Source organism: Argonema antarcticum A004/B2 (genome assembly GCF_023333585.1).
Lineage (GTDB): Bacteria > Cyanobacteriota > Cyanobacteriia > Cyanobacteriales > Aerosakkonemataceae > Argonema > Argonema antarcticum.
Genome location: NZ_JAIQZN010000028.1, coordinates 20,742 through 46,061, shown reverse-complemented (window position 1 = coordinate 46,061; position 25,320 = coordinate 20,742). Strand labels below are relative to the sequence as shown.

The following is a 25,320-nucleotide window of genomic DNA, read 5'->3' as shown; positions in this document are numbered from 1 at the left end:
ACTGGCAGCTTTCCATCTTATACGTAGAAACGTGATTCCGGTGATTCCGGTGGTGATTCCGGTGGTGATTCCGGTGGTGATTCCGGTGGTGATGCCGGTGGCGATGCCTTACTGCTGGCGTTGAGAGAGATTTCACCTCCTGCACCGTTTACAGATGATGAGTTTAATATGCCGGATTTTGTGTCGATCGCACCTCCACTTGTAAGCTCGATCGCACCTGCTTTACCAGTCGTAATCTGTGCAGAACAAATAATATTATTTGTCGTGATATTGCCAGCAGCATCAATCCGAACTGCACCGCCATCACCATTACTAGAACTGGCATCGAGTTTGCCAGCACTGGTATCGATATTACCGTCGATAGTATTGTTAAAAGTGAGATTACCGTTATTGGTGCTGCTGAGAGCAACCGTATTAGCTAAAGTGACGATATCGTTGTAAGTTTGGTCGCCAGTAGTAGTGATATCGCCGCTAATTTTGGTAGTACCACCTGCATCTGTGGTGATAGTGGCAGCTTTGACGGTGTTGTTAAAATTGGTGGTAGCAGTGCTATTGGCGATAATGTTGCCAAGGAATTGAGTATTTCCAACTGTTGCATTGAAGGTAATGTTGCCAGTTCCGGAATTGAGGGTAAGATTTTCTGTACCCGCAGTTGTCCCGTCGATGGCGTTATTAAATTGGAGATTACCGTTATTCGTGGTAGTGAGATTGACACTATTACTTAAAATGACGATATCGTTGTAAGTTTGGTTGCCAGCGGTAGTGATATCGCCGTTAATTTTGGTAGTGCCACCTGCATCTGTGGTGATAGTGGCAGCTTTGACGGTGCTGTTAAAAGTTGTGCTGGCATTGCTATTGGCAGTAATATTACCAAGAGATTGCGTCGAGTGAGGCATAATTATTAAGCTAAGACGCATCTAATTTTTCAAGTCGAACACCGCACAGTAAGGTTTTCAGGCTCCAAAAAGTACAATTTAGATGCGTAGCAGCTTAGTACCTACGGCATTAAACCAATTATTGTTAAAACCCCTTTTTGATGACCGAGGGTAATATTGGATAATTTTTTACCTATAATCTGTCATAACACACGGATCGAGATTGTCAAAATAGGGACGGGCATAGCGGTGATGCCCAGCTAAAATCCATTGCCAATTAAAATGAATGGTGCCCAGTAAAAGGGATGATTGAGGCGATTGGTAAGCGTCCTGGACACACTACCATCAGGACGCGCACGCACGGCGATGCCTCGCTGTTCGTCTCCTACTGTGGAGTTGTTGGTAATTAAAGCGATTTGAGCTTCGCGCAAAGCTTCGGCTTTTGTAATGTTGCCCTTTCTCAATGCTGCGTAAAAGGTATCCATCAACACTTGAGTGCCACCATCTGAAACTGACCACAATGAAGCTATAGCTGCCTTAGCGCCAGCTTGTTGCATTTGGTAACCAAAGCCTAAAATCTCTTTTCCATTACCCAGCTGACCTCCGACACCAGTTTCGCAAGCACTTAGCACTACTAAATCTACATTTGGTAATGACCAACTTTCGACATCGCGGAGACTAACGCGACTACCATCGCCAAACAGAATAAAAGATTCTTCCGGTTGACCTGTGACGAAGGCAGCATGAGTCGCAAAATGAACTATGTTGTAATCATTCAATCGGGGAATAACTGCTTCGCGATTAAAGGCATTATCTAATAATATAAGTGTGTTGTCAATCTTCGCTGCCAGATTGTTTACTTCCCGACCGGCAAAGGGTAGTCCAGCGAAAGAAAATTCATTATTTCCAACTGGAAAGTTGTAATTACCTCTGGTAAAAGCACCGGCTAAAACGTTGGGAGTATGTTTGGGTGCGGGGGTTAAGTTTGTCAAACTGGCGGCGGTGATGTTGTTAATTGCATAACGCTGCACTAGCCATTGTTTGCCATCAAAAAGTGCAGCTAAAGGAATGTAGCGTAATTGTCCATCTGGGGCATATATTATTGTTTGAGCTTTGGCATTGGATATGTCTTTTTCTATTGGTTTAATCAATAAATTATATAACTGACGTGCTGGTATTCTAGCATCGGAGGAGGGGTTTTGTAAAGCTTGGCGAAATTGTGCGATCGCTTGTTTTACTACCTGCCGTTTTACAGGGGCCGATCGATGTATTGGCGCTGAATTAGGAGTCACCAGTACCAATTCGATTCGGTCTTCTAAAATTAACGGATAAAGCAATACCGCTGGTTTTTCCAACTGCCGCAAGTTCTCCTGTACGCGATTTAAATTGGGCAGATTTAAATTTTCTCCCTTAGATTTCTGATTCAACTGCTGCACCAACGCCACAACATCTGGACTGCGGACAAACTCATTCAATTCTGGCTTTTCTTGCTGCTGCATTCTCTCCAATTCGGCAATCCTTTGTTGCTGAGTCTGTGTGCGTTGGCTATCTGGAATGTTGCGTAATTGTGCCAATTCTTTACCTAATTGCACCGCTTGGGAGTATTTTTCAGAAATCTGTTGTTCTTGCGGCAAAAAATCAACGCCTTTTGCTGTTTTCTCATTTCCCCGCACATTTCGCAGATACTCATCTACCTCTTGAACTTTCAGTAAATCCAAAACTTGTTGTGCTTCTGACACCCGATTCTGTTTTAGTAACAAATCGGCTAAACGTCGATAGGTATCGGCAACAGTATCTGTAAAAGATTTCTGTTGTTCTAGAGAAAGTACTTTTAAATCTTTGCGGATAGATTCTGTAAGATTAACAGCTTGTTTGTAGAAAAGAATTGCCAAGGTTGGCTGAGTTTGTTTTTCTAACAAATAACCGATGTTGCCGAGGGCGATACTTTCTCCAGTTTTGTCGCCTACTTCTTGCAGAATAACTAAAGATTTTTGTAAAAATTCCAGGGCTTTGGGATACTGACGTAAACTGTAATAAACGCCGCCAATACTGTTAATAGTGCGACCTTCTCCCGCTTTGTCGCCAATTTTTTGACGAATTGCCAATGCTTGTTGTAAAAACTCTTGTCCTTGGGAATATTGTCCCAAATTAGAAGAGACGCCGCCAATGTGATCCAGTGCATCTCCCTCAGCAGCTTTATCGCCAATTTGTTGGGAAATTGCTAAAGCTTGTTGATAATATTCCCGTGCTTTGTTATAATCTTTAAGACGATCGTAAATAATGCCGATCGCATCCAAAGCTCGACCTTCCCCCGCCTTATCTCCTATTTCTTTACGAATCGCCAGCGCTTGCTGCAATAATTCTAATGCTTGGGGATATTGACCTAAATTATAGTAAACGCCGCCAATATTATTGAGAGAGTTTCCCACGCCAGCGCGATCGCCAATTTGTTTGCGAATTGCTATGGCTTGCTGATAATATTCCAGCGCTTGAGGATATTTTCCGAGACTATAAGAAATACCGCCCACATTATCGAGGGTGTTGCCAATACCAACTTTGTCACCAATCTCTTTGGCAATTTCCAAAGATTGCTGATAAGCTTCTAAAGCTTTATCGTATTGACCTAAATTTTCATAAATGACACCTATGCCATTGATGGTGCTACCAACGCTGGCCCGATCGCCAATTTCTTGGAGAATTGGTAAAGCTTGTTGATAGTATTCAAGCGCTTTGGGATACTGACTTAGTTGGCGATAAACTAATCCAATATTGCTGAGGAGGCGTCCGATACCAGCTTGATCTTTGATAGTTTGACGAATCGCTAAAGCTTGCTGATAGTATTCCAGCGCTTGATTATATTCTGCCAAACTAGAGTAGACGCCGCCGATATTATTAAGGGTGCGTCCTTCGTCGCGTTTGTCGCCTACTTCTTTGCGAATTACTAAAGCTTGTTGATATAATTCTAATGCTTTGTCATAATCACCTTGTGCGGCGTAAACGGCAGCTATATTGTGCAGCGCTTCTCCGACAATTGCACGTTTACCGATTTGTTTAGCAATTTCCAAAGCTTGTTGATGTAATTCTAATGCTTTGGGATAATCGCCTAATAAGCGATGAACATAACCAATATTATTGAGAGTTTCGCCAACACCAGCTTTTTCGTTAATTTCTTGACGAATAGTCAAAGATTGTTGCAAAATTTCTAAAGCTTTATCGTATTCGCCAAGACTGGTGTAAACTTCGCCGATGTTGTCGAGAGTTTCGGCAATACCTGGTTTATCTTTGAGAGTTTGGCGAATACTTAGGACTTGTTGATAACTTTGGAGTGCGGGTTGAAATTGACCGGAACGAAATTGTGCGATACCTTGTTGAAATAGTCGGTCTGCTTCAGGTTTTGTATTTGTGATAGAGATCTGTGCCGTGACACTTCCATTGTGAGTCAACGGTGTCACCGGGATGGCAAACAGCAGGGTGGAAGCGATCGGGATTAGGTAATGAAGGCGGAGGTGCATTTGGTTAATTAAAAAAAACTGTACCATATTTTCCATTGCCAGAAAAATTAGCGATCGGGCCAATGCCAAATCCAAATTTTCTTGTCATATGCACTAGCTAAAGTTTTACCATCCGAACTGATGGCAATCATCTTCTGGCGATTATCTGCGTAACTGTTTCCATAGAGGATGCGCTGCAATTTTCCGGTGGTGACATCCCAGAATTTGAAGGTGTTATCAAAATTTTGAGTGATCATAGTCTTGCCATTCGTTAATAACGATGCAAAATAGTTAGGGCTATTGTTTTCTATGGTGGTTATAACCTGTTGCGTCCTAATATTTAAAAATTCAATATTGTCGCCTGTCCTTCTAGCTAGAGTTTGACCATCTGCGCTAAAACCGACAAATAAAAACATAGGGATCGATCGTCGGCCCGATCGACTATTTATGGTACTGTTAATTTGTCTTGTTTTCACGTTCCACAGGTTGATATTTCCGCGTCCATTGACGCTAGCTAAAGTTTGACCATCTGGGCTAAACGCGATCGAATTGACTGGTGTTTTATCACCTGTGAAAGTAGTTTGGAGTTGACCCTTGCCAACATCCCACAGCTTCACCGTAGTGTCACCAGCACTTGCTAAAGTCTGACTATCTGGACTGAAAACAATAGAAACAATGCCAGCTGAATGTCCAGTAAGAGTGCTTTTCAATTCTCCTGTGCGAAGGTTCCACAATTTGATGCTAGAATCACTACTTCCACCCGCTAATATCTGACCATCTGGACTGATGGTTAAGGCAGAAAGAGTGGCAGAAAGTCCTGTGAGGGTAGTTTTCAATTCGCCTGTGCTGACATTCCACAATTTGATCGTTTTGTCAGGATGGGCAGTTGCCAAAGTTTGACCGTCGGTAGTAATAGCAACTGCATATACTTTAGAGGAAGTTTCAATTGTTTTGCTAGGGAATAATTCGGGCATCATTTTTTTTGTATCTGCCAGCAAGCGATCGCCCCAAAGTTCTTTTTTCAAATTCTCAACTTCGATTAAATATTGATGGGGTTTATCGAGCTTATTCATTATTTCCAAACAACCTTGCCGATCGCCCTTTCCATAGGTTGCTACCGCTAGCGCTAATTGCATTAACTGGATGCGATATACATATTTACCATAATTTGCGTTCCGATCGACTGTTTGCCAGGAACTAATTGCTCCTTGCACATCTCCTAGTTCGTATTTAGCTAACCCTAAAAAGAAAGAAGCAGATCCTAACTTTGCATCCTGTAAAAGCGCTTTTTGATAGTAATCTGCGGCTATTTTAATTTGGTTTTCTTTGTGTATTTTTTCTCCCCAAGCTAATAGAAGAGGAGCTAAACTAGAGTTGGGGGGAGTATCTGTTATAGCTGAAACTTCCAAAAAACTTTTAATCGGAATTGCCAAATTAAACCCGGATTTTATATCAATTGTTTGGCCATTTTCGGGATCGACGATCGGCACTCCTTCCGCCCGTCCGTGAATGCCAACAACCCGCCCTTGGGCATCCAAAACCGGGCCACCACTCATTCCAGAACGAGTGATATTGGTATAAATCAACGCATAGCCATCTTCTAAAGGTTTGCGCGATCGGCCCGAAATCCGCCCTGCCGTCATCTGATAAATGCGTTCCGTGATGGCGCGTCCGGGATGAGGCCAACCAGAAGTATAAACGGTTGCACCTTCCGTAGTTGTATCCGAATCGGCTATTTCGGCAACTCGGTAATTTTGGCTACTGGTAAATTGCACCAATGCCAAATCTACCCCAGACAGTTTTTTCACCGTGCCATAGTTGAGGGCGTGTTTTGTACCGTCAGGAGTCAAAATTTCATACTCATCTTGCGTAGCAACAACGTGCTTAGCAGTTAGCACATAATAAGTATTATCTTTCTTGCCAATAATTACCCCACTGCCGGGATTTTGACCGTTAATAACAACAGTTATTTCTTTGCCGAGAGATGCGATCGCTTGTTCGTCTAATGCTTGCGGCACTACAAATTGCGGTTGCATTACCACAATTGCCGTACCAATTATTGCTGCCGATAATCCACTGTAAAATTTCATCGCTTCACCTGCCAAATCCTTATACCCACATCAGCATTACTAATAAGTATTTGCCCATCACCGCTGAAAGCTAAAGAATTTACTGACACGAGTTGCCTTTGAGAATTACGCGCTTCCAGGGTACGCACCAGTTGACCCGTATGCAGACTCCAAATTTTGATTGTACCATCATCGCTACCACTAGCGAGGATATGTGCGTAAGGGTCAATCGCAATAGACCTCACTATCGCAGAATGTCCTTCTAAGGTACGCAATAATTCTCCTGTATTTGCGTTCCAAATTTTGATAGTATTGTCAGCACTACCGCTGGCGACAATTTGTCCAAAACGACTGATGGCGATGCTGATAATTCCATTTGAATGTCCGGTGAAAGTACGCAGCAATTCTCCCGTGTTCGGATTCCAAATTTTGATAGTTTTATCAGAACTGCCGCTGGCGAGAATCTTACCATCCGCACTAAAGGCAACAGAATTAACAAAATCCAGATGTCCGGTGAGAGTCCGCAACTCTTTGCCAGTGCTTTTATTCCAAATCTTGATGATATTTCTTTGAGGCGCGTAACCGCCACTAGCGAAAGTTTGGCTATCTGGACTGAAGGCGACAGAACTAACGGTTGAGTTAGATGTTGATTCCCCATTATTGATGCTTTGCAGCAGTTGTCCGGTGCTTAGATTCCATATCTTAATGGTTGCGTCATTACTGCTACTCGCGAGAGTCTGACCGTCTGGGCCGATCGCAAGTTTCCAAATGGGTTTGGAATGTCCGCTGAGAGTACGTAACTCTTTGCCAGTAGTTGTGTTCCAAATTTTAATAGTGTTGTCGGAACTGCCACTTGCTAATGTTTGACCATCTGGGCTGATAGCGACACTCTGAACCGATTTTGTATGCCCGGAGAGGACTTTCTCTGGAGAAAAGTTGTCTCCTAAGTAAGATAAGTTAATTCCTGATTGTGGCGCTGCTTTCAGAAATGTGCTAATAGGAATTGCCAAATTAAATCCTGATTTAACATCAACTGTCGCTCCAGTTTCTGGATTAAAAACAGGTTCTCCTTCTGCCCTTCCGTGAATGCCAACCAAGCGCCCTTGTCCGTCCAATACAGGGCCACCACTCATGCCTGCACGAGTGATGTTGGTATAAACTAAGCCATAGCCGTCTTCTAATGCTTGCAGTGGACGACCGGAAATGCTACCTTTGGTCATTTGGTAAATGGCTTGCGCGATCGCACGTCCGGGACGGGGCCAACCGGCAATATAAACTGTAGCGCCTTCAGTTATTTGGTCGGAATCGCCTAATTCGGCAACGCGATAGTTTTGGTCGCTGGTGAACTGGACTAGGGCTAAGTCAATCCCAGGCAATTTTTTGACGGTACTATAGTTCAAGGGATGTGTCTTGGCATCAGAAGTGACGATTTCATATTGATCTTGGGTTGCCACAACGTGCTTGGCAGTGAGGGCGTAGTAATTGTTGCCTTGCTTGGAAATAATTACGCCCGAACCAGGATTTTGGCCGTTAATCAGAACTGTAACATCTTTAGCCATTTCGCCAATGGCTTTATCATCTAATGTTTGTTGTTGCGGCACTACAACTTGAGGTTGCACTATTACAATTGCCGCACCAATTAACGCCGCCGATAATCCAGATGAAAATTTCATCGATCCACCTGCCAAATTTCGATTATTCCGTCATTATTACCGCTGGCGACTGCGTTACCTTCAGGACTAAAAGCAACAGTTTCACCTTTGATAATCACATTGCTTTTGTGTGCTTGCAAGTCGCCCAAAAATTCGCCAGTACGCAAATCCCATAATTTAACAGTGTTGTCCCAACTGCCCTCGACGCTGGCTAAAATTTTGCCATCGGCACTAATGGCGATGTCGGGCACCAGGTCGGAATGGCCTTTGAGAGTATTTTGCAGTTTGCCGGTGCGTAAGTTCCATAATTTAATAGTTTTGTCATAACCAGCACTTACCAAGGTTTTACCATCTGGACTGATGGCAACGCACAACACGAAGTTGGTATGTTCGGTGAGGGTATTTTGCAATTGTCCGGTGCGTAGGTTCCACAGTTTAACGGTTTTGTCATTGCTAGCGCTGGCTAAGGTTGTACCGTCGGGACTAAAAGCAACGGAATGCACTGGGGCGGAATGTGCGGTAAGGGTATGCAGCAGTTTTCCGCTGTGCAGATCCCAAATTTTGATGGTGTTGTCAAAACTGGCACTGGCTAAGGTTTTTCCATCGTGACTGATGGCGACGGAGGATACCCAGTCGGAATGTCCGGTGAGGGTGCGTAGCAGTTGGCCGTTATTGGGGTTCCACAGCTTGATGGTTTTGTCATGGCTGCCGGAAGCTAATATTTTGCCATCGGGACTGATTGCGATCGCACGCACCTCGTCTGTATGTCCTTTGAGAGTGCGTAGCAGTTGGCCGTTGTCTAGGTTCCACAGCTTGATGGTGCCTTCCCGACCGTCTCTGCTGATGTCATCATATCCACCACTGGCAAGGATGTTGCGGCGCGGGATGAAGGCGACGGCATTGACAGGATAGCGCGAATGCCTGAGAGTTTTGGTGGAAGTGGAGGAGGCTATGACTTTGGGCAAAGCCTGGGTGGGAATTAATGATGCTGTTGGCTTTGCCTGGGTGGGAATTAATGATGCTGTTGGCTTTGCCTGGGTGGGAATTAATGATCCGATTGGCTTTGCCCGCCTGGAAATCAATTCCCCGTACAAAGCCCGCCTGGGAATCAATTCCCCGTACAAAGCCCGCCTGGGAATCAATTCCCCGTACAAAGCCCGCCTGGGAATCAATTCCCAGGCTAATAGCGAAAGTCCACTGAAGTGGACTGTAGAAAGATATTCAGTCCACTTTAGTGGACTTTCGCTATCAGCCTGGGGTTTTAACCCCAGGCGTTCGTGGACTGTAGAAAGATATTCAGTCCACTTTAGTGGACTTTCGCTATCAGCCTGGGGTTTTAACCCCAGGCGTCCGTGGACTGTAGAAAGATATTCAGTCCACTTTAGTGGACTTTCGCTATCAGCCTGGGAATTGATTCCCAGGCGGGTGAGTGGTTGACCAGAGATCTCAGAATTACCACGGGCATAGCGGTAATTCTGGTTACAGCTCAACTGCAACACAGCAGATAAAATCATTGCACCGCAGCTGAGCCGAGTCATAGCCATCACTGCCGCCGATCGGAACTTTCAGGTTTAGAACGGTTGGAAGCGCTTCCCATAGGCGTATACTGACCGTTTAAAAATTTATCTAGACTGATGTAGACAGGCAGGGTGGATTCGCTGATAGGGGCCGCAGAAGCAACGCGGATGCGAAATATCCTTTGCAGACTGTCTCTGGGAGTGCTGCCATTAGAATTGAGGGCGAATAACGGTTCGCCGCTGCAAGACCCATTCTCTTCCTGGGCAACGCACACAACTGTTTGACCGTTCCTAAATCCAGTAGTGAAATATTTTAGCGTGCCGTTGTTGTAGTAAGTCTGGAGTCTGCTAGATACTTCCTCACAACTTTTTTGAGGGGTATCGCCTGAACTGACGAGATTTGGCGAATTCCAGAGAATCATCGGCACTTCTCCTTGTGGCGTGCGGGCAATGGTCGCCGGGACGCCGTTGCTGGTGCCGCAAAAGAAGTTGGTGGTGCTGCTTTGGGCACGGCTGGGAGGAGTTATGGTAGATGCACTCAAGAGTGCGATCGCTAACGCCGAGTATATCTGAGCTTCGGAGCGCTTTTTCATAGTTATTCTGTTACTCAAGCGAAAAAGACCTGTACTGTCTCTAGCTTAGCCTTGGTTTGATGGGAAGCTCAACAATAAATTCTGCACCCTGTCCCGGCGCTGAGACACAAGTCAAGTTACCGCCGTGTTTCTCCACCACAACGGAATGGCTAATCGCCAGCCCAATCCCAGTACCTTTGCGGGCAGATTTGGTGGTAAAAAACGGGTCAAACAACCGACGCTGCACTTTCTCTGAGATACCGGGGCCGTTATCTGCAATGCTAATAACCACGCGGTTTTTATCTGCAAGGTAAGTGCGAATTCGGATAGTAGGATGCAGGCGCGTTAAGACTTGGGACTGCCCATTCCGAATTCCCGACTCATCAAAAGCATCGATCGCATTTGCCAGTATATTCATAAATACCTGATTTAGCTGACCCGCGTAACACTCTACTTTAGGTAGTTTGCCATACTCTTCGATCACCTGAATAGCGCGACGATTGGAGCTTGCTTTGAACCGATTGCCTAAAATTAACAGCGTGCTATCTATCCCTTCGTGAATGTCTACCGCCTTCATTTCGCTTTCATCAATGCGCGAGAAGGTTCGCAGTGCCTGAACAATCTCCCGAATGCGATCGGCCCCCACTTTCATCGAACCCAACAGCTTGGGCAAGTCTTCAATCATAAATTCTAAGTCTATTTCCTCTGTTATTTCGGTAATCTCATCTCCCGGTGACGGAAAATTCTGGCGATATAAGTTTAGTAAGTCAAGCAAGTCTCTGGTATAGTCATCTGCATAAACCAGATTTCCATAGATAAAGTTGATGGGATTATTGATCTCATGAGCAACACCAGCTACCATTTGTCCCAAACTAGACATTTTTTCGTTCTGCACCAGTTGAGTTTGGGTGTGTTGCAGTTCTAAAAGAGCTACTTCTAACTGAGACGCTTTTTCTCTTTCTCGCGCTTCCGATTCTTGCAAAGCTGCATTTAATTTAGCAATCTCATCCGCTTGACGCAACACAATACTGATAATAGCGTTTCTTAGTTCGTATGCAGCATCAATTTCGCACTGTTTCCAAGGCAAAGACTTTAAACTAACAATTTCTTTCCACAATTCAAACGATTTGCGAGGAGACAAACGTAAAATCCCATCCAGCATTCTTTCCTTTATTTGAGCCGGTTCATTGGGATTACCTGCCCAATTCACTGTTTGAATCACTTCTGGCCGAAACCACAAAACATAATTACTCCTCGTTTGAGAAATTGAAATTCCTATTAACCCACTTCCTACATCTTTAAAATCTTCTGCTTCTGGATAAATTTTCGCCAAATAATCGGTATAAAATACATCCTGTTTAAACCTATTATCTATCCATTTAATTAACCCTTTAATCTCTACCTCCGAAGGCGTTTTGCCGATAATTTTGTAATCTCCGTCAATACAGACTGCGGCTCCTTCAGCGCTGACCAAATCTAGTAAGTTTGGGTAATACTTAACCAAGCCATCACCAAAGTTTTTTTCTTTAGACATATATTCAATAAACTTAGCAATAATCGATTTTAATTGCAGCTTATAATCATAATCTTGATTATTTTCTTTTGCTTCCAGTTCTACAGACATGACTTGTCCCAGGAATTTGCAAGCTGTCCGCACTTCATAAGAAACATACTTGGGTGAATAGTGATGGCAAGCAACAACTCCCCAAAGTTTCCGGTCTTTAATTAAAGATATAGACATACAAGCGGTAACACCCATATTTTGCAGGTATTCTATATGAAGGGGTGATACGCTTCTTAAGACAGAAAAACTTAGATTGAGCGAGTTATTGATAACAGGATTATTAGCTGGTATAATTTCAACGGGTTGGTAATTCACATCGGCAATTAACCTCAGCCAATTTAAACAATATAATTTTCTGGAGGATTGAGGAATATCTGTCGCCGGGTAATTTAGCCCTAAAAAAGCAGCTAAATATTCTCGTTTATCTTCGGCAATTACAGAGCCATGTCCTTCCGAGTTAAATTTATATACCATAACTCTGTCAAAATCAGTAATTTTTCGGATTTCCTGCGCGATCGCTTGACATAACTCCTCTAAATTGGATGTATCTTGAAGCTTAGATACAGCCCCTCTTATATGATGATAAAAGCTTAAAAATAGATTATTTTCTTGATGGATAGCTGGTTCTAACTCCAGGATTAAGACACCATCAATTCTATGGACGATACCATCAAAGAAGCGATCGGCCCCAGCCGTTTTGATCGATAATTTAACCGGATTTATGGTTTCCAGATCTTCATTAGTCAATAAACATTGCTTCAGATGCTCCAATTGAGAATTATCGAGCAATTCCCCCAAATTCTTTCTAATTAATTTTTCCACAGGAATACCGAAAAATTCAAACGTATTGTTGCTCACTTGTAAAATTGTCAAATGAGGCTCCCTCAATACCAAAAGTACACCATGAGGCTGAATGGAACCAGGCAGGTGAATCGCTTCTCTTTCACAGTTAGTTAAATCCGTTTCTTCAGCTGTTATAATTTCGTTTCTACTCATGTTCTTGACTTTCCTTTCTAGAACTGGTTAAATCCTTTCCGAAGACTTAGCCCCGATACCAGTCTCTCCCTGAGAGTCATATATCATAGCAGCTAATGCCTCCCGCACGCTACACAAAAGCGCCATTCGGTTTTAATAGGTTGATGAGATGCGTCGATAGTAGTGACCCTGCTTTTACTCCCAAGGATAAACCTTACAGATCTTATCAATAGAAGTAGCTGATTATAAGATGCCCATAAAAACTAATTTATTTCCAGTTTTTTTAAGTTTATGTAATATTTTTTAATAAATTAGAAATATCCCTTGACATATCAAAAATTGTAATTTTACCAATCGTCGAAACCGATAACGCGAATGGCCCGATCGAGTTTGAGTAAAGATTCGAGTTTCATGTCTTACTCATGTTGGCCGAAGATGTGAGTTTTTGCAAAGGTGCGATCGGATTATTTTTTAACGCAAAGGACGCAAAGGTCTCCGCAAAGGTACGCAGAGGTTTGTTTTTGCTTAAATGCCTAGATTAAGTAGGGTGTGTCAGAACCTTAAAATTATAGCTGTCTGACGCACTCTACAGACTACTATTTAACAACCAAATTACTGCTACTGCTTAGCGTTATCAAATCCGGTTTGTACATTTGGTAAACGCGGATGGGATTCACCTGTACTTCTCCCGGTAATTCGCCGTGGAAACGTGCTTTTACCTGAATCTGTTCGTTGAGATTGGAGGCAAATAAAGCCACTTTATTTTGGTTAACCTCCAGATGGTCAAATTGCTGCGGTACTTCCATCAAATCTGACTGTTGATTGAAGGTTACTCCAGCAGGAATCGGAATTTCAATCATCAGCGCTTCCAGACTTTGATTGGGTGTGAATTGCAAACTCAAATCTGTATATTCGCCGATCGCAAATTGCTGCTGACTCCATTGGATATCCAGATTGCCTATACTCTGTACCTTGTTTGTACTTACAGATTGTCGATAAGTATGCAGTTCAATCAAAACGTGAGCGTTAAAACCTCCTGAAGAATTGAAAGATATTTTATTCTTACCATTCTGGAATTTATCCAAATAGATTCGTCGTGCTTGATAAAGTAAATCGATTTGTTCTATACCTTCAGCTTTGGAAAAATCAAAAGCTTTAATAGGTTGATTGTTGAGAGAAATGCTGACTTTTCCCTCAACATCAGATTCTGTCCAAGCTAAGTGACCGACTTCTCCAATTGCCCAAGAAGCATAGAGAGTATCGCGAGTCGAATACCAACCTGTAGAACGGCGATTTGCTAATAAATAATCTAATCCTTTTTTAATTGATTTTCGCACGTTCATATCGGCTGAAAAAGCGTGACCTAATGCCATCATGCAGTATGCTGTAGTTTCGATCGGGCCAGTCAGACTGCTTTTACCAATCCAAGTACCATTTTGCTGTTGTGCGTTCAACAAAATATCCTTGAGTTGTGCCATGAATTGCTTTTCTGTTTCTTGGTATGCCTCAACTCGCGTTAAACCATCTAATACTAAAGATAGGCAAGTTTCATCATCTTGATAACTCGACAAGTTTTGTTTTAGCCATTTTAAAGTTTCCGGTAAAGATATTTTTGCTAAGCTAGCACCGTGAAAGATAAAGGATGTGTTACCCGCTTCGGAAAGCGTCGAAGGGAAAGGTGTTTCTAAGCTGCGTTGCGGTTCCCAACTGCCAGATGGTTGGCGATAATTTTGCAGGTAAGAAACAGCTTTATCCAATACTTCTTGGTTGACATCCACGATTTGACCGATTAATGCTAACAAGCTGAATGCTAAGGAAGTATGGAAGATGGAAGTGTTTTCGCCACTCCACAAACCGAAGCCACCTGTGTTAGGATTGCGGAAGATGGTCAGGTAGCGATCGCGTCCTGCTTGCAAATTTTCTGTTAGCTTTTTGGCAAATGCAGGTGTTAGTTTATTATGCCGTTCCAAATATCTGTAAAGAATGTAATTCGGCAAAGTGGAAGCATAAGTTTGTTCGCAACATCCATAAGGATATCCCGCTAGAGATTCCACGCCTTCAATTACAGCAGCTTGTACGTTTGGCATCAGCGAGAGAATCCCTAAAGTAAATATTTCATCTCCCGCTAATTCAAATTCCCATTCTACAGGTTTGGCGGGTGATAAAGGTGCAGTAAATCGGTCAATTTCTGGTTCTCCAGGTGGTTGCACTCGCAGCGGTGTATCTAGTTGGGAAATTTCGCGGAAATTCTTCGTTTCTAAAGATAATAAAACGTTGGCATTGCCTACTTCTATTGCTTCAATTCCCCAATTTACCAATACGCTTTGTTTGGGTGGCAATAATGTAATTGCCTGTTCTGTTAAGGAAGCGCGAATTTTTTCCGTTTGCAGTTTGAGGGTAACGTCGGTAAATTCTCGATCGGATAAATTTTGAACGATTGTTCTAATCGTACTTTTATCTCCCCAAATCATTTCCGGGGGATTTTTGATCGTAGTAAATAGGGGATTTCGGACAGTTACGCGATGAGTTGCTGTGCCGAAGTTCGACTCGCCAATAATAAAAATGACGATATCGTATTCGGTGATAGCATCGCTACCTTTAAAGTTAATTGTTGCCGAACTTGCACCGCTTTTGATATCGATCGGGCCGATACATTCAACTTCAATAAAGTCTTCTCTCACCACCAGGGAAGGCATCTGAACAGATTCAATTTCACACTCATCATTCTTCTTTGCACCAAACGAACAAGCAAGTTCTATATCAGATAAGTCTGGTGGCATTCCCCCCATTTCTTCTGGCGGCATAAATCCTCCCGCAGGTGCTGACATCGGCATCATTCGCGCCATTGGCCCCCCCCTACGAACCTGCATAAATTCAGGTGTGTCATCTTGGTTAAAATTATTGGCTATTCTCCTTACAGAACCTCTGGTTTGCGCTATCTGAATTAACTGATAGAACGCTTTCGACCTTAATTCATTATCGCTAATGTTTGTGGGTGATTTTGAAGGTTTTGCCCATTGGAATTCAAGATTAAAACCTCTTGCATATAACTCTACGCGGTAGATTTGAAATTCTTCGATCAATCCGAAACTTTGCAGCACCTGGGATACATCTTTAACCTGGTAGGCGCTACACAGCAATGTGCGGATGAATTGTTTTTTTTCTTCGATCCAATTTTCACTTGATGAACCAAATAACTTTTTGAACCAACTTTCTTCGGTTAAACGAACTAAAATCAGTCTACCTTGATAATTCTGGTCAACATACGCAAAACTATGCCATGAAACTCCGGCTAAATTTACTTCACATACCCTTGCTTCTTGCTGGATTCTCGACCATTCCTGAATATTGATAGAGGAAAAACGTTTTAAATCTCTGGTAGCTGCTTCCCTGGTAAAGCGAGTAGCTAAAACATCATCTTTTGTCGATCGCGGAATTCGACGATCGATTAACCAGGCGACAAGTTTGGCATCCTCAGTCAGCGGTTGGGGGAAATTAACTTTTACTTGAATTGCTTCCCCTGTGGGAACTTCCTTTAGTCCTTCCGTGGTAGCTTTCCAAAGTGGTGAATTATCGCTATTTTGTGACACTCTTACTGGCAATGGAATATCCCGTTTTTGAAATTCAGGGAAATCTTTTAATATACTGACTTTGAGATTTAGTGGCGAAGTTACTTGTTTTGGCAGTTTAAATGTAACTTGTCCGGCTCCATCTGTTAATCTGAAATCGAGCGATCGCACTACCACATCACCAATTACTTCTGCCGAACCTACTGTCATTTTTTCAATAATTTCAGGTCGTCCTTTAACTCGGATATCTGCGGTAACAATTTCACCCGGTTGGTATTCCGACTTGTCGAAAGAAGCATCCAACCAAATATCTTGAGACATCCAAGGCATCACCCGGATACTTTCTTCTATTTGTTGCGCGATACCTTCAATTGTCGCTGATGCTTTCAGCTTAAATGTCATCGGGTCATCAACATCTTTGAACTTCACTTTGATGACAACTTTGCCATTAGCAGCAGTAACTAAATTAGGCTGTTCCAAATATTCCCAACATTCATCATCTCCTTGGATGGAAAACTGAATCGGAATTGACTGGATTGGTGTGCCAAGTGGGTCGGCGATTTTAAATTCGATCGTGACCGGGATGTCTGGTTTGGGAGGATTAAAAGCCGATATAGTATTGATGGAAATATCAAAAGGTTGAGCGACAACACTATAACTGCCCTGACAAGTGCCTGTGCGAGATTGGGGGTCTTCTATTTCTAATTCCCATTCATAGTTCCCCGTTTCGCCAGATTCCAAGTTAAGCTGATAAGCACCAGCAGGCAGTTGCAGATGATCGAGTACAATCTCTTTAGCAAGAACTTTGTCCCCGTTTTGCATAACTCGGTGCAATAGGAACTGTCCGCGTTTGACTTGTTCTACTGGTTCCCCAAAGAAATAACGAACTTTTGCAGATTGCGAAATTTGGGAACCTACCAAAAACCAACCGGGTAAGTCATGTTGAATTTCGATTTCCGGTTTCTCGAAACGAATTACTTCTACAGTTGCTTCCTCAATTTGAAGTTCTTCCTGTTTGAGGACAAGTTTCCATTCTCCGGTAGGGTCGTGTTCTGATATTTCTAGGCGAAATAGCGATAGCAAACATCCCGCTTTTACTTCAATTGCTCTTCTTTCCAAACCGCTGGGGTCAACAAGCGTTAAACTTATCGGTTTTTGCGATAGTTGAATTGTGCCATTTTCTGATAAATCGCGATGTAGGACAAATCCCTGAATATCAGCACCGGGTCGCACTTTGGCAGTTGGCAACCAAATTAATGCTTTTGTCTCTAACTGTGGTTTATGTAAGTGAATCAAACATTGTTCTAAAATGCCGTTTTCTTCTGTCCAAAATCTGAGAAAAGTGGGTAATTCTTCGGGAATATAAAGTAATTCGCGGGTATCGTTGACTACCCAGCGTTCTTTCAATTTGAAGGAATCTTCTATATTAATGGTGCCTTTTTGCTCTACCCAAACGCGATAGTAAGATCCTCTATCTTGAGGTAGATTTTCCAATCCCCAAATTTCAAATTTCATATTTTTTACCTAGTTTTTTATTATTAAACCCAGCATAGCTGCTGGGGTTTCGATCGGCTACTCATCCCACAGTTCGCCCAGCGCGGCCAACCTGTCGCGATACTCGATCCGACTCGTCCAGTCTTTTGGCCACGCCGCCATCCCCAGATAAGCACCTGCAAAAGCACCAGTCAAACAGGCGATCGAATCTGAATCCCCTGAAGTAACTGCCGCACGACGCAACGCCGCAAGTGGTTCTTCAGGAAATAACAGAAAACACAACAAACCAGTCGCAAAAGCTTCCTCTGCGACCCATCCCTCACCCGTAGCTTCGCAGGGGTCGCGATCGCGCTTCGGTTCCGCCAATGCAGCATCGAGACGATCGAGTACCGACAGACATTCATCCCAACCACGGCTGATGAATTCCTCTGGTGTGTCGGTGTCAGGACGTTTCCAGAGTGGGCCTAGCCAGTCGCTGTGGTAGACTGTGCGCTGAGATAAAGCGTAGGCGCGGAGTCGCAGGGGGAGTTCTTCTGGAGTCCCATCGGCGGCTAGATCGGCGATCGCATAAGCAGTCAAATCTGAAGCTGCAAGGGCGGTAGGATGACCGTGGGTTAATGCTGCTTGGAATTGTGCGATCGCACCCCGAATCGAACTATCTCTCTCCAGTGGCAGCAGACCCACAGGCGCGACACGCATATTCGCACCGCAACCCTTGGATTCGGCTACAGTCGCCTGATACCAAGGGCGACCGGCTGCCAAGTTCGCACAGGCACTCAAGCAGGTTCTACCGGGGGCGCGGTTGTTGTCAGGGCTAAGCCACCAAGCGACGAAAGCACGCCGCAGTGTAGGTTCCAGGCTGGCGGCGCTGTATCTTCTACCCGCTTCAACCAGCGCCTCTCCGACAGATAAAGCCATCTGCGTGTCATCGGTGACAAGTGCGGGATCTCCTGTTGGTTCCTGCGGCCCGTCGGGTGGGAAGCGGCGGAGAATTTCTTCAACGCTCAAAAACTCGGTCTTAGCACCAAGGGCATCGCCCAAACCCAGGCCAAATAAGCATCCAGAGGCATAACGCTTTGACTCCACAATCCCCCCTTTAAATTTTAGATTTTAGATTTTAGATTGAAGAATTGCTATTGGTCATTAGTCGTTGGTCATTAGTCAATAGTGTAAAGTTTTTTATTAATGACTAATGAAAATCTAAAATTCCCCAGTCCGCCATTCTTTAATAAGAAATGTGTCGAACGTGGCGCGATCGCACATCGAAGACATCGCACCAGATTTTGTTGTAGAAATAGCGCCAGCAGCAGCGCCCCAAACCACCGCCTCATGAAGCGTCTGCCCCTCAGCAAGGGCTGCTGCCAAACCACCGTTGAAGGCATCCCCAGCTCCCACTGTATCAACCGCCTGCACTGGAAAAGCTGGCACAAAAAATGTTGACTCTGCCGTCGCACAGCAAACACCTTGTGCGCCCAATTTGACGATCGCAGTTCCCACACCCTTTTGGCGCAACACAGACGCCGCTTTCGCTGCCGTTTCAAAATTATTTACCGGAAAACCAACCAATTGCCCAGCCTCAATTTCATTCGGCGTGATAATATCAACAAGTGGATAAAGCTCATCCGGGACATCTACTTGAGCCGGTGCTGGGTCGAGAATTACCCTGACACCGGCATTTTGAGCGGCTTTGGCAGCTGAGAGTACCGCCGTTAAAGGAATCTCGAACTGAAGCAGCAATACAGCAGCGTTATCCAAAAGATTAATCAAATTTTCTACATCTGTCTCATTCACGCGCCCGTTAGCGCCGGGAACAACGATAATATGATTTTGCCCCGTGTCGTCTACGGCAATAATTGCGACGCCAGTATGAGCCGTTTCATCTACTAAAATACGGTCTGTCTGCACCCCAAATGTTTGAAGATTTGTGAGGGCCGATCGGCCAAAGTTATCATTACCAACGCGCCCAACTAACTGGGTAGGAATACCCAAACGCGCCGCTGCTACCGCCTGATTTGCGCCTTTCCCACCAGGCGCGGTAAAAAAATCGCGACCCAGCACAGTTTCCCCAGGAACGGGCAAACGAGGCGATCGCGCCACCAAATCCATATTAATACTGCCAAAGACGGTAATCTTTTTCACTTTTAATCTAACCACGTATCCACATCTTTGCGGCTGAAATTCTTAAAAGGCGTATAGTCGTCATTATATTTGTTGTAGTGTTCTTCTTTAGCCTCGTTAGGTGGCTGTTTGTAGTAATCTTTACCGTTTGATGGGGATGGTTGCGATCGGGCCTGGTTTACGATCGTACTTCAACGTAGTTTAGTATATGTTAAAAAATTACTATTATTTTGTTTTTCCAGATTTTTGCCATGTCTAACCTACCGCCGCTGAATACCGAAACGATTTGGGCTATTCTCAACGACACTATTGATGATCCCACCGTGAATCAACTGGTTTGGCACTGCTTGGGTTATCGCTACGACGAAGCAACTGGAAAATGGGATACCGCTGGCGTTGCAGATCAATGGCGGGATGAGTATCCAGAACCGCCTAATTTTATCGAAAGTCGTCCGCCAACGGTGAAGCTAACTCGTTCTATTCCTGCTGAAAATAAACAATTGTTGAAGGAAAAGTTGGGTTTTAAAGGTTATAAAGTAGGTGAATTTGGGCCAAGGCAGACTCGGCGGGCAACGGCAGCTAATTGGCTGTTAGGTTATCTGCAAGATGCTGCTTCAACAAGTTAGAAAGAAACATAAAGCGGCTTTGCAGTCGAATGAAGTATACCCCAGAAACCCGGTTTATTTGAGAAACCGGGTTTCCATCTACCTCACTCACCTGAAAAGCGCTGTAGTGGGCCGAGAAATCAATTAATTTTGACTGTATGCAATTGAAATTTTCTGAGGAGTGCGATCGCATCCTTATCTGGTAAAGGCTTGCTGAAAAGGTAACCCTGCATCTCTTCGCATCCGAGTTTGTGCAAACATTCTAATTGCTCTACAGTTTCCACACCTTCTGCCACAACGCTCATATTGAAGCTTTTTCCTAGCGCCACCACCGCCGAAGCGATCGCCACATCATAAGGGTCAACTGCCATATCGCGGACAAAAGAGCGGTCAATTTTGATAGTGTGTATAGGAAAGTTTTTCAAATAATTTAACGAAGAATATCCCGTCCCGAAATCATCTATAGATATGCGGACTCCCATTCTATTTAACTCTCTCAAAATTTCCTTGGTAAAGTCAACATTCTGCATAGCAGTAGTTTCGGTAATTTCCAGCTCCAAAAACCGAGGTTCCAGATTTGTTTCGGCCAAAATCTGCGCCACCATTTCGACTAAATCGGGTTGCTGAAGCTGTCGAGCCGAAAGATTAACTGCCATTAGGATTGGTGATAATCCAGCATCGAGCCAAGCTTTACTTTGTGTACAAGCAGTCCGCAGCACCCACGCACCAATTGGTACGATCAGTCCGTTTTCTTCAGCTATCGGAATAAATTTTCCTGGAGAAACAAAACCCAATTCAGGAGACTGCCAACGCACCAGAGCCTCCATTCCAGTAATTTTTCCCGTATTTACATTTACTTTGGGTTGGTAATAAACGAGAAATTCTCCCCGCTCCCAGGCATGGTGCAGTCGATTTTCCAAAAATAGCAATTCAGAGGCTTGTTCGTTGATATTACGAGTATAAAACTGATAATTATTGCGCCCCTTGGCTTTAGCACTGTATAACGCCGCATCGGCATTTTTAATTAGCGTTTCTGCATCTTCACCGTCGTCTGGATAAAGCGCAATGCCAATGCTGCTGGTGATATGAAAGTAGTTATTACTTAGAAAAAAAGGTGGCTTCAAAGTATCTAAAATTTTTTGTGCAATCTCAGCACTACACTCAGCACCGCTAATATTGGGTAGTAACAGAGTAAATTCATCTCCTCCCCAACGAGCGAGTATGTCCGTATCCCGAATACAGCTAGTGAGTCGCAGAGCAACAACTTTTAATAAGCGATCGCCAACTTCGTGTCCCAGGGTATCGTTGATTTTCTTGAAGCGGTCTAAATCCAGAAACATAACAGCCAATTTTTCTCTGTTTGAACGAGCATTTGCTAACGAAATTAACAGCCGCTCATTAAATAGTATCCGGTTAGGCAAACCTGTCAGCAAGTCATGTAAAGCTTGATAATCTACCGCGCCCAAAGTTCTGGCATTCCACCAAATCACAGTGGCTAAAAAGACAATATTCAACACGCAAAAAAGCGCCATTCCAACATCGCTTTCGTATAAGTGCGAGCGTTCGCCCAGCAAAATTAACCAGCACAAAATGGGCGGTATTCCAATTACAGGCGCAGACAAACGCCGGATCATAATTCCGCCTGCCAGTTCGCTTGTAGCGATCGCGATAAACCCCCTATCTGGACAGGCAAACAAAATACTAAAAGAGAGCAGGATAAAAGCTACGCTTGTATGCAAGGCCATTCCGGTGTAGGAGCCAATGCCGTAAAAAGAGGTGATGTCGTAGAGGTAACCCAACAAACCCAGAAAAGCCACCAAAAATGCAATTAGGCTAAAGCTTTGAGCCGGAGAGTACAACTTTTTAGTCAACAGCAGCACGGCAAAGCCAAGCAGGATAAAACTAGCGGCAGTACTTGGAGCCATTCGTCCTGGAGCGTAGGTGTGAACTGCGTTTGCGTCTTCTTTGAAAAAGAATTGATCGATACCTATGTTGAAGTCAAAGCCATACTGAATCAGCGTCAGCAGACCGATGAGTATGACAAAATAAGGCAAAAGGTAAAAGACAAAAGTAAAAAGAGAATTCTTTTTTTTGCCTTTTGTCCTCGTTTCTTGGTAGAGCCTGGTAACGCTTTTTACTTGCTGCTTGTGCAACAACCACAGGGAAGCACCGCTGAGCAAAAAGCCAATGGCTGTGTTGGCTTTCATGGTCACGAGTCTCGGCAAAACGCTCTTGAGCATGGTAATGTCGAACATCCACCCCATAATGACGACAAAGCCAATCAGGAAGACCGCAATACTGGCCGATTTGGATAAATCTTGCAGGAAAGCGATCAACTTTGAGTTCTTAGGAATTTTTATGTTCGGGTTTGGATAAGAACGTTCCAAGGTAGGAATGATAGTAAATGGCGTTTTGATTATCAACTAACTACAGATATAATTTCTGTGCCTAATTTGGCAGTTTTGGCAACTTTAATACGTAAGTACCCGGAGGTGGATGCTCTCAAGGCCCGATCGCACCCTGTATGCCAGTACAACTGCCACAATTGAGTAATATTGAGATTGTCGTGGGAGAATTTAGTCATGGGACTGGAGCGAAAAATGTTCAGAGGGGTGTTTGCCCCCGGCGAGGTAGTTCAGCTAAAGCAATACTGTTTTACTCCAGGGCGGGTGTTTGAGCCTGGAAAGTATATCGTTGGTGAATTGCCGGATATCGCCTTTGAAATGGGCTTAGTCGAGCAACTGCCGCCAGTTAAGGGCAAGAGTGCTGAAATTAAAAATACCGAAACTCCCCCAGAATAGGAGCGATCGCATTTCTGATGGCCACCGATCCTTACGCTTGGCTCTCTAAATCCCTCGCTACGATTCATCGGGCTGATTGGTATCGTTCTGTGCAAACTATCCAAAGTATGCCTGGTGCGATCGTACAGCTACAGGGTCAACCTGCGATCAATTTTGCCAGTAATGATTATCTGGGTTTGGCAGGAGATCGACGTTCGATCGACGCTGCAACTGCTGCTGTGAAGAAATTCGGCACTGGTAGCACGGGTTCCCGCTTGCTAAGCGGACATCGGGAACTGCATCGACAGTTGGAGGAGGCGATCGCATCCCTCAAACAAACTGAAGACGCCTTAGTATTCAGTTCCGGTTATCTGGCGAACTTGGGAGCGATCGCATCTCTCGTAGGAAAACGGGATTTAATTCTGTGCGATCGATACAATCACTCTAGCCTCAAAAACGGAGCAATTCTCAGCAGTGCCACCATCATCGAATACACACACTGCGATATTCAGGACTTGCAAAATCAGTTAAATAAACATCGGGAAAAATATCGCCGTTGCCTAATTATTACCGATAGCGTTTTTAGCATGGATGGCGACTTATGTCCATTACCGGAATTATTAAATTTAGCTGAAAAATTCATCTGCATGGTATTAGTTGATGAAGCCCACGCCACCGGAGTTTTCGGCGCAAACGGTGCTGGTTGTGTCGAACATTTTAACTGTACTGGATACCCCCTCATTCAAATTGGCACCCTCAGCAAAGCGTTAGGTAGTTTAGGCGGATATGTCGCCGGTTCATCTGCCTTAATCGACTTCCTGCGTAACCGCGCCCAGAGTTGGATTTACACCACCGCTTTAACCCCTGCCGATACAGCAGCCGCATTGGAGGCAATTAATATCGTCAAACAAGAACCTCAACGTCGCACCCAATTGTGGCGCAATGTAGATTATTTAAAGCAGCTGATTGCCCAAGATCTCCCGCACCTAAAACTACTGCCTTCTGAGTCGCCCATTCTCTGCTTTCATATAGACAATGCCAAGGCAGCGTTAATCGTTGGGCGTCAGTTGAAAACATCAGGTATTTTTGCCCCCGCTATTCGTCCTCCTACCGTGCCTACAAGTCGGATTCGCATCTCCGTCATGGCAATTCACGAACCAGCCCATATTCAGAAATTGGTGTCAGTTTTAAAAGCAATTTTATGAAAAGTAGAGACGTTTCATGAAACGTCTCTACAGCCGAACGAACCCTTGATTCTAAACCCTTCTGACCCTAGTCCCTAGCTATATATAGCTAGGGACTAGGGACTAGGGGCTAGGGGCTAGGGAAGAGGGAAGAGGGAAAAGCTTACTCCGTAAAGGATTATGAACCATAGGTAAGAGTTGGAGTTGCCCTAACCGACGAGAGCGGTTGCTATATCACAAAGGGAAACCGGGTTTCTTCAAGAAACCCGGTTTCTAGACTACACTTGAGGCAAGTGAAAACCGCTGTATTACTGGCCTGACTTTTGTGTTGCGGTCGCAACTGTAGTCTTCACAGTCACGCTCTTGACACCTTTAATTTGCTTTGCCAAACCTTCAATCTTAGCTAAGTCTTGCTGGGTAGGAACCGTTCCCGCTACTGTTACAGCGCCATCTTCAGCGTCAACAGTTATCTGACCTTTTGGTATATTTACCTCTAGCTTACTGCGAACTTCGCTTGCCAGATCGCCATTAGCTCTGTCGGCGTCGCCCCCAGTAAGATTGTTGCGCTGCTCTCGTGCGCGAATATCAGAATTCGCTTGCGCCTTGCGAACCTCACTTTGCGCGTCCTGCTGGGTTGCTTTGACAGAATCTGCCTCTGGAGCTTTGTTAGTCTGGTCAGAGGTATTGGTAGCACTGGGATTTGTGTTACTATTTCTTGTTTCGCCAGCGTTATTAGGAGCATCAGCACTTGTCTTAGAGCTTTGGCAAGCAACTCCGCCAAACATGAGGACGCCGCTGAGGATAAATAGAGTTAGCTTTTTCATTTTTTTCTTCCGTTTTGGAACTACTAAAGAT

16 protein-coding genes are annotated in these 25,320 nt (G+C 44.2%); 3 read left to right on the top strand and 13 right to left on the bottom strand.

Annotated elements, in window-relative coordinates; all coding sequences use genetic code 11:
- Positions 1–17: 17 nt before the first annotated feature.
- From LAY57_RS14275 to rbsK, 10 genes are all read right to left on the bottom strand, one after another.
- The gene (locus LAY57_RS14275) at positions 18–917 is read right to left on the bottom strand and encodes a hypothetical protein (RefSeq protein WP_249067447.1); all 900 of its coding nucleotides are present in this window, start codon (positions 915–917) and stop codon (positions 18–20) included.
- Positions 918–1,135: 218 nt separating this feature from the next.
- Entirely contained in the window at positions 1,136–4,414 is a 3,279-nt protein-coding gene (locus LAY57_RS14270) for a CHAT domain-containing protein (RefSeq protein WP_249067446.1), read from the bottom strand.
- A gap of 20 nt (positions 4,415–4,434) precedes the next feature.
- A complete protein-coding gene (locus LAY57_RS14265) occupies positions 4,435–6,456 on the bottom strand; it encodes a trypsin-like peptidase domain-containing protein (protein WP_249067445.1) in 2,022 nt (673 codons plus the stop codon).
- Entirely contained in the window at positions 6,453–8,108 is a 1,656-nt protein-coding gene (locus LAY57_RS14260; protein ID WP_249067444.1) for a WD40 domain-containing protein, read from the bottom strand. The genes LAY57_RS14265 and LAY57_RS14260 overlap by 4 nt, the downstream gene beginning before the upstream one ends.
- Positions 8,105–9,625, bottom strand: coding sequence for a WD40 repeat domain-containing protein (locus LAY57_RS14255; RefSeq protein ID WP_249067443.1), 1,521 nt, complete (start codon positions 9,623–9,625; stop codon positions 8,105–8,107). The genes LAY57_RS14260 and LAY57_RS14255 overlap by 4 nt, the downstream gene beginning before the upstream one ends.
- A 5-nt stretch (positions 9,626–9,630) precedes the next feature.
- Positions 9,631–10,197, bottom strand: a complete 567-nt coding sequence (locus LAY57_RS14250) for a COP23 domain-containing protein (protein WP_249067442.1) — start codon at positions 10,195–10,197, stop codon at positions 9,631–9,633.
- A 40-nt stretch (positions 10,198–10,237) separates the two neighbouring features.
- Positions 10,238–12,736, bottom strand: coding sequence for an ATP-binding protein (locus tag LAY57_RS14245; RefSeq protein ID WP_249067441.1), 2,499 nt, complete (start codon positions 12,734–12,736; stop codon positions 10,238–10,240).
- Between the two features lie 575 nt (positions 12,737–13,311).
- Entirely contained in the window at positions 13,312–17,799 is a 4,488-nt protein-coding gene (locus LAY57_RS14240; protein WP_249067440.1) for an alpha-2-macroglobulin family protein, read from the bottom strand.
- 57 nt (positions 17,800–17,856) lie between these two features.
- The gene (locus LAY57_RS14235; protein ID WP_249067439.1) at positions 17,857–18,864 is read right to left on the bottom strand and encodes an ADP-ribosylglycohydrolase family protein; all 1,008 of its coding nucleotides are present in this window, start codon (positions 18,862–18,864) and stop codon (positions 17,857–17,859) included.
- 114 nt (positions 18,865–18,978) lie between these two features.
- A complete protein-coding gene (gene rbsK / locus LAY57_RS14230; protein ID WP_338022413.1) occupies positions 18,979–19,917 on the bottom strand; it encodes a ribokinase in 939 nt (312 codons plus the stop codon).
- Positions 19,918–20,147: 230 nt separating this feature from the next.
- Here rbsK and LAY57_RS14225 point away from each other — a divergent pair, with 230 nt between their 5' ends.
- On the top strand, positions 20,148–20,522 hold the full coding sequence (locus LAY57_RS14225) for a DUF1823 family protein (RefSeq protein ID WP_249067438.1): 375 nt from the start codon (positions 20,148–20,150) through the stop codon (positions 20,520–20,522).
- A 119-nt stretch (positions 20,523–20,641) separates the two neighbouring features.
- Here the strand turns inward: LAY57_RS14225 and LAY57_RS14220 are convergent, their stop codons facing one another.
- Both LAY57_RS14220 and LAY57_RS14215 read right to left on the bottom strand, forming a co-directional pair.
- Complete coding sequence (locus LAY57_RS14220) at positions 20,642–22,837, bottom strand: putative bifunctional diguanylate cyclase/phosphodiesterase (protein WP_249067437.1); 2,196 nt, start codon at positions 22,835–22,837, stop codon at positions 20,642–20,644.
- Positions 22,838–22,920: 83 nt separating this feature from the next.
- Positions 22,921–23,085, bottom strand: a complete 165-nt coding sequence (locus LAY57_RS14215; protein ID WP_249067436.1) for a hypothetical protein — start codon at positions 23,083–23,085, stop codon at positions 22,921–22,923.
- Here LAY57_RS14215 and LAY57_RS14210 point away from each other — a divergent pair.
- The gene (locus LAY57_RS14210; protein WP_249067435.1) at positions 23,084–23,302 is read left to right on the top strand and encodes a hypothetical protein; all 219 of its coding nucleotides are present in this window, start codon (positions 23,084–23,086) and stop codon (positions 23,300–23,302) included. The two genes, LAY57_RS14215 and LAY57_RS14210, sit on opposite strands and share 2 nt — an antisense overlap.
- A 17-nt stretch (positions 23,303–23,319) precedes the next feature.
- Entirely contained in the window at positions 23,320–24,486 is a 1,167-nt protein-coding gene (gene bioF, locus LAY57_RS14205) for an 8-amino-7-oxononanoate synthase (RefSeq protein ID WP_249067434.1), read from the top strand.
- A 287-nt stretch (positions 24,487–24,773) separates the two neighbouring features.
- Here bioF and LAY57_RS14200 read toward each other — a convergent pair whose 3' ends face one another.
- Complete coding sequence (locus LAY57_RS14200) at positions 24,774–25,289, bottom strand: BON domain-containing protein (RefSeq protein WP_249067433.1); 516 nt, start codon at positions 25,287–25,289, stop codon at positions 24,774–24,776.
- Positions 25,290–25,320 lie beyond the last annotated feature (31 nt).